This is a genomic window from Pseudoalteromonas sp. SANK 73390, from assembly GCF_054966645.1.
Map to the genome: position 1 here is coordinate 1 of NZ_ARPN01000084.1, position 6,303 is coordinate 6,303.

A 6,303-nucleotide genomic window follows, 5' to 3' on the forward strand; every position below is an offset into this window, starting at 1 on the left:
GAACTCAAAAAACAAGGTCCTGAAACAAGTTCAGGATGACGAAAATTTTGGTTCAGTGTGACACAACTTTAAACCCCAATAAAAAAGCCTACTCATTTGAGTAGGCTAAAGATGCAAAGATGGGATTGTGTCAGCTAAACTAAGTAACTCATTTAAGTTAATGTTTCAGCTTATGTGTATATTACTGTTTTTTAGGATTTAAAACAGGTCAACTCTGACCGTTTACTAAATTAGCTTGCAGCTTGCGCCTCTCGCACAACATAAAACGTAATATTGCTTGCGCTAAAACGCGGGGCTGCAAAGTCTTCATTTAATAATGCCGCTGACACTTCGAAACGCCCAGAAGTAGGAAAATTAAATATTGCATTAAACTGGCCACCTTGTACTTCAATAGGAAAGTAAATTCGACGACCATCATCGCGCAACACTGGCAACAAAAAAGACTCATCGTCTATCTCTAATTGACCCGTTAATGTGACATTTTGCCCTTCGGCAACCGTTACTTTGACGACTCCACTCGATAAATCACTGGGTACACGCAGCGCACCAGTTACAGATTGCAATTTTACTGTTTTTAACTCAGGCGAGCTTTGTTGTGCAAGTTCGTCTTCACGTAATTGCGCTTGCGCTTGATACTCATTAAACCAAAGTTGCGCCTGCTGTTTTGACTGCCAGCGCTCACCAGATTCCGGATGCGTTAATAAATAAGTGCCATGTAAATAAACGGCGTGTTTTGTATTAGACCAGTTAAACATAGTGATTCCTTAAGCAAAGTAAACGCGGCAAAGTGATTGGGCTCGATTAGTACTACTGCTTTGATAAAACCTAAAATATTGGTAGACCAATAATGCATTATGCATTGGCGAGTAGCCGATAATTTGGGGGTGTCCATGCCCATGATATGAATCACCCCCACTTCTATAATTATTACTTGGCGTGACTGATTCTAACTCTGCTTTTATAGGCTTATCGATGGCAGGTAAATTAACTCGCCCTTTGAAGCTTCGCGTAAATACTGAACTACCTTGTTGATTGGCATTCGTTGCATCTAAGTATCGCGTCAAGTTTTGTGTGCCAACTCCAACTAATACACTGTACTCCCCATCTTTGAAAGCATATTCCCTTAAGTAAGGCGGTCGAGTAACAGTGAGGTTTGATGTTCCCTCTCCATTGCCTGCTTGGCTTGATATAGCTCGGTTACTATTTACTAATGCAAGCGTTTGAGTGTGTAAAGGCACCAGTGTATTTGATATAGCCCATGTTTCAAACTCACTTTCACTTGTGAATGTCTGTTCTAACTTTTGAACCCAAGTGTTGCCATTAAACTCATGTAAAATACCTGCATCCACTGAATATAGCTTTTTGTCGGTTTTACTTTGATAAACTTTAAAATAGTCAAGTTCTTGCACCGATTCAACGGTAAAGCTACCGGGTTTATAAATTGTCAACTGCTTCGTGCTATTGATGTAACTAAACAAGCTTGTTTCTTCACTCGGTAAAATAAACGCCCCTACCGTATCACTGCCGTTTGGTGTAATAATAGGCGCGTTCTTGGATGCTTGTAGTACCTCACCTTGCGTATTTATCATCACGATTTTTGCTTGATTAGTACTACTCGTTTGAGAGCCCCCATCGTAATAGCAATAATATATGCCAGTGTCATAATTGAGTAGATTAATCACATTACATGCACCGTAGCTTTGTGTGCTTGTCATTATTGATGACACCGTATTATCATAATAATCTAACCTAAATTCGGGCTCGCCCAGCTTGTATGTGGGGTCAATTAGTTTTTTAGGTAAGTCAGCCAAGGTGTTAGCAACGTTCGTGACTAAATTTGCTGTTATTTCATTAAATTTAGTTTCCAGATCAGGCAATAAACCTAAATTATCACTTTGCTCTAATAGGTCAGCTTGCAACGCTTTAACTAATTCACTGGCGTTGTTGATGTTGCCTGTCGCTTCATTCAAGTGTTGCTCTGCTATAGCCACTATTGCGGTTTCTAAATCTGCGCTGTTAGAGAGCTTTTGAATCGCGTTACTGACTAGGGTTTGTTCTTCTGCGCTGAGTTTTTGATTACTACGCATTTTATCAACCAAGTGGTCGACCATTTCTTGCACGGCATTGTTGATAGTTGCCATAATGTCCTCTTAAAGTGGATAGATTGTCTCACCAAGTAGGTGATTGATTTTTTGTTTACGATGAAGTTCTTGATGGGCTACTTGCCGCTGATTTAAAAGACTTTTTAATTCTTCCAGCTTTGCGTCACTACCTTGCGCAACTTGCTCAAGTGCTTGTTGCAATAAAGCTTGACCCTGCTGTTGCGCTTCAACATCCACATCAATTTGCGTAAGTGCTTGAATAAGCCGTAGTACGTCTTGTTCCAGTAGATTGTTTTGGTGTGGTAGTGGGTAGTCGCGGTGAGGGGTATTAATTTCGACGGTCATATTCGCTCCTTAAGTTGAAAATGCACGTAGATTTTTAACTCTTGGCCGGCTCGCCTCATTACCGTTTAAAACCAATTTAAGCCGCACGCGCTTTAACAAGTTTTGATCTGGCGTAGTGGTTTGCCCTGCAAAAGTATGAATGTAATCAAGCTGTTTCCAGCCATCGTCATTAATGGTTGAGCGGCTTAGTGCAACGGCTGTACTGTGCTCAGCGTCGAGTAAATACACCTCAATCGACGCAGTCCCTTCAAGTACCGCATCAAAGCTCACTGTAAATTGACCCGTACTATGACAGGTGATCTCACGAGTAATATATTGGGCGTTTTGCTCAACCTCCCCTAATGCACATTGACTGCCCGCAAACAGTACGGGGCTTAAAAGCTCACTGCCGGTCAAATTAGCAGTAACATTAATGGTTGTATCATTGAGTTTTTGTCTAAGTTGGCGTGGCGACCACTCTTGCACTGTTGCCAGTACCTCGTTGCTACCTGCCACTTTAAATGTAAAATCAACATCAGTTTGTGAGCTTGGCCGCTGTACAACCGCAAGCGCCATTAAGTCACTCACACTGTGTGCTGCCACACTACCTAACTCAACACTCTGAGTATTTTGCGTAAACTTGGCAGCTTTTAACTTAAAGGTTAAATCTTTGTTTTGATGTGGCGTCCACGTGCTGGCATTGCTTGATGATAACAACACGCCAACTTGATAAGGCTGGCTAGTTACCCAACCGTGCTGTTGGTCAAACTCACCCAGTTCAGCAATGGCTACTTCATGATCCGCACCATCAGTTAGCACCACAATGGCGTACTCTTGCCCAGCTTGTAAAAATACCGGGGTAAATTCAAACAAAGTGGCATCACTAAGTGAAATGTCATCACTTTGCATACGACTTTGTGCCAATACCGTTTGTGTGGGTATACCCTGTACCACTTCACGTATTTGTACCTGTACAGACTCAGCCCCTTTAGCGGTAAAATACAGCTCGACAGCGGCAATAAATCGGCTTTGTTGCAAGGTAAACGTTTGTGCCAATGGATCAAAGCGCTCAGTAGTAATGGTGGTTACTTGTGCTAATGTTTCGGTGCGAATTTGCCCGCTACCCGTGTAAGTGGCAAACCCGCGTGAGCCATTTTCACCTTTGCCTTCAAATACCACCGTTTTTACACCAGCAGGAATGGCGATGTCATCACTGGCTGGAATCGTAAATTTACCGGTTAGCTCTCCGCTTGCATTTGCTTTGATCATGATGCCTCCTGTGCTGTTAGCTCAATACCGTCAAATACAACCCGCTCAAGCTCTTCTTCTGGGCCAAACCCTGTAATATTAAAATGCACGGTTTGTGAGCGTAAAAACTCTGCTTGCTGGGTTTGTACGCCTACTCGCTGTGTTGCCACTGTCGTTACTATGCGCTGTACAAGGCCACTGCCGCGATTAAAGCGCCGTGTAATTGGGCTACTCCAACGCTGCCTGGTTTCTGTCCAATGGTCAACATTCGGCGTGAGTGTTACCTGTGCAGGCACAGGTTCAAAGGCTTGATAAGGGTTTACCTTCATAGCGCCAGTACGTTTTGGCTGAATAAGCACATCGTCAAGCACATAAGGTAGTAATTGCGTTTGCTCTGAATCAAGCGCCATCACTGTGGGGTTAACAGGCAAAGTTAGCTCACCGTCAATAATGGCTGCATTTTGCTCAAGCCCCTGATCGCGCAAGTCATCATCTAAAAATGGGTCTACAAATACCCCATACTTGCTGGCCGGTTCCTGTGTGTTTGCATCATTGCGTAGCCGCTCTATCGCAAGCAACTGATATAAATCGCGTATTTGATGCTGCATATTTTGTAAGTCCAGCATGCTCACGGCTTGAATAGCCACCGACTCAATACGCGGTACAGAGTCGCCCCATTGCTGGTACACATAAGCCAAAGGCAAGTGCTGCTCTGGGGCTGCCGGTGGCAATGGATACTCCAAAGCAGACGTGCCTTTTATGCGCTTTACTTCGCCTTGTTTGTTGAGTACAAACAAATCAATACGCGGGTTTAAGCGCTGATAATCAGCTTCAATTTCATCACTTAAAATGGTATCGCCCGGCGCTAAAAATGCGGTATCAATTTGGTAATGTGTTTGCGTATGCGATACATTAACTACTCGCGCATACACATACGTTACTTGATAGCTGCTGCCCGCAGGTGGGCGCTCTTGCTGGCTGTCTAATCGCCAGCTAATGTGGTTGTCGATAAAGTCGTAATCTTCACCATCCACGTACACAGTATCGCCAACATATACTTTGTCGACTTTAACCACACTGGTTTGCGCAAAGCTGTCTTTGAGTTGTGCGGTACGGGTTAATGTGCTGGTGGTGCGCACTTCAACACTCACCCTATCAACACTTTTTAGTGGCGCAAAATCAACCTTTATGGGTTTGCTCGCATCATCACCTACTTGCAGTGGCGCTTTTTCAGCTTTTATGACCTGCACATCAGGCTCTGACTTAAACGTCACAGGCAATGCCATGGCATAATTAAGCTCAAAACCACCAATATGGGCTTTGCCCGACTGTAAACTAAAATGCTGCTCGCCATTGTCGGTTTTAATGTAGTGCAGGCCTAACCCCTCAACCACATAGTGACCACCATTAGACTCCCTATCATATCGCGCCAAAGCCGTGGTGATAGAATCAATCTGTGGTGGGGCTTCTTTGACTGCTAACACCCCTTGGTTTATTTGATACACGGGGTAAAATTCAGTATTGGCATTTTGTGCTCCCGCCAACATTCCCCAACGACCCGTTACTTGCAAACGTGCCGCGCCGGGTTCATCAAAGTTATGATGTACCATAGGAGAGTTTTCACCCGCAGGGTCGCGTAACTGACCATCTTCAAGTTCAGTCACTACGGTGCTATCTAAAAACACACCAATAAGGGCGTCTTCTGTGTTATTAAATGCCAATGTTGTTTCTGGTATTGGCCGCACTGCACCACGAAGGTAAACCGATGCGGCAGCTAATCTAGCTTGTCCGCTCTCTACTTTAACCCCACCGCCAGAGACAATATCACCATCTTTGAGTAGTGCATCTGCCACACCTTTAACTTGATGGTTTACTTGCTGTTGAATGTCGTTTAGTTCTCGACTTTGCAAGCCTTTGCCAGCACGAAATAAAATCTGTTGGTATTGTTTGTTCGCGTCAAACCTCTGATAATAATCAGGGTGTTGCGCCTTTATTTGCTCATAAATATGTGGTTGCATACTGCTCCCTTAGAAGCTAATTACAAATTCAAACGACTCGCGTACCCCTTGGTCGCGGTAAATAGCGGGCCGATGTTCAAGTAACATCAAAGTGCCTTTGTCAGCCACTTCGTGTGGTTGCAAGTACAATTTACCCGCTGGTAGCTCTGGCTTTGGTAAGGTGCCAACCATCAAGCCCAACTCTCTAATGGTTTGTGATAAACCATCTGCAAAGTCGTAGTTAAATTGGCAGTAAATATTGGGTGTGGAGTAATTCACTATTTTGTAGCGCCCATTAGGTACTTGAATTTCGCCGTCATCGTCAGACTCGCAATACAACACACGGGTTGCCTTGCGGTAGCCTAAAGTATTGGCAAGTTCGGTACTGGTGCTTGGTTCTGGAGGAAGTTGTGAGTCCCATTCTATGGCACCCTGCCCCCAAGCTAAGTAGATTGGTTTGCGCTCAACAGCTTTAGCAAGCTCGATACGCCCTGCGCGGGTTAATATAGCCACCCTGTGCTCCTTTAAAGTTAAATATTAATTGTTCAAGCATAAAAAGCCCACTAAGGGGGAATGCCATTCGCTGATAGGGTTTTGACCTTAAATACCCGTCATCCTGAGCTTAAATACGT

Annotated in this window: 6 protein-coding genes; all 6 read right to left on the bottom strand. The window is 44.1% G+C overall.

Going from position 1 to position 6,303, the window contains the following annotated elements; translation table 11 throughout:
- Positions 1–230: 230 nt before the first annotated feature.
- From SANK73390_RS10780 to SANK73390_RS10805, 6 genes are read right to left on the bottom strand one after another with little or no spacing between them, the layout of a single operon-like run.
- Positions 231–755: a hypothetical protein gene (locus SANK73390_RS10780; protein ID WP_462766031.1), complete on the bottom strand. Its 525-nt coding sequence runs from the start codon at positions 753–755 to the stop codon at positions 231–233.
- A gap of 9 nt (positions 756–764) precedes the next feature.
- A complete protein-coding gene (locus SANK73390_RS10785; RefSeq protein WP_462766032.1) occupies positions 765–2,141 on the bottom strand; it encodes a hypothetical protein in 1,377 nt (458 codons plus the stop codon).
- A 9-nt stretch (positions 2,142–2,150) separates the two neighbouring features.
- Positions 2,151–2,447 carry a hypothetical protein gene (locus SANK73390_RS10790; protein WP_462766033.1) on the bottom strand — a complete coding sequence of 99 codons (297 nt, stop codon included), beginning with the start codon at positions 2,445–2,447 and terminating at the stop codon, positions 2,151–2,153.
- A 9-nt stretch (positions 2,448–2,456) separates the two neighbouring features.
- Positions 2,457–3,695, bottom strand: a complete 1,239-nt coding sequence (locus SANK73390_RS10795; RefSeq protein ID WP_261626348.1) for a hypothetical protein — start codon at positions 3,693–3,695, stop codon at positions 2,457–2,459.
- Entirely contained in the window at positions 3,692–5,692 is a 2,001-nt protein-coding gene (locus tag SANK73390_RS10800) for a DUF4815 domain-containing protein (RefSeq protein ID WP_462766034.1), read from the bottom strand. The genes SANK73390_RS10795 and SANK73390_RS10800 overlap by 4 nt, the downstream gene beginning before the upstream one ends.
- 9 nt (positions 5,693–5,701) lie before the next feature.
- Positions 5,702–6,184: a hypothetical protein gene (locus SANK73390_RS10805; protein WP_462766035.1), complete on the bottom strand. Its 483-nt coding sequence runs from the start codon at positions 6,182–6,184 to the stop codon at positions 5,702–5,704.
- Positions 6,185–6,303 lie beyond the last annotated feature (119 nt).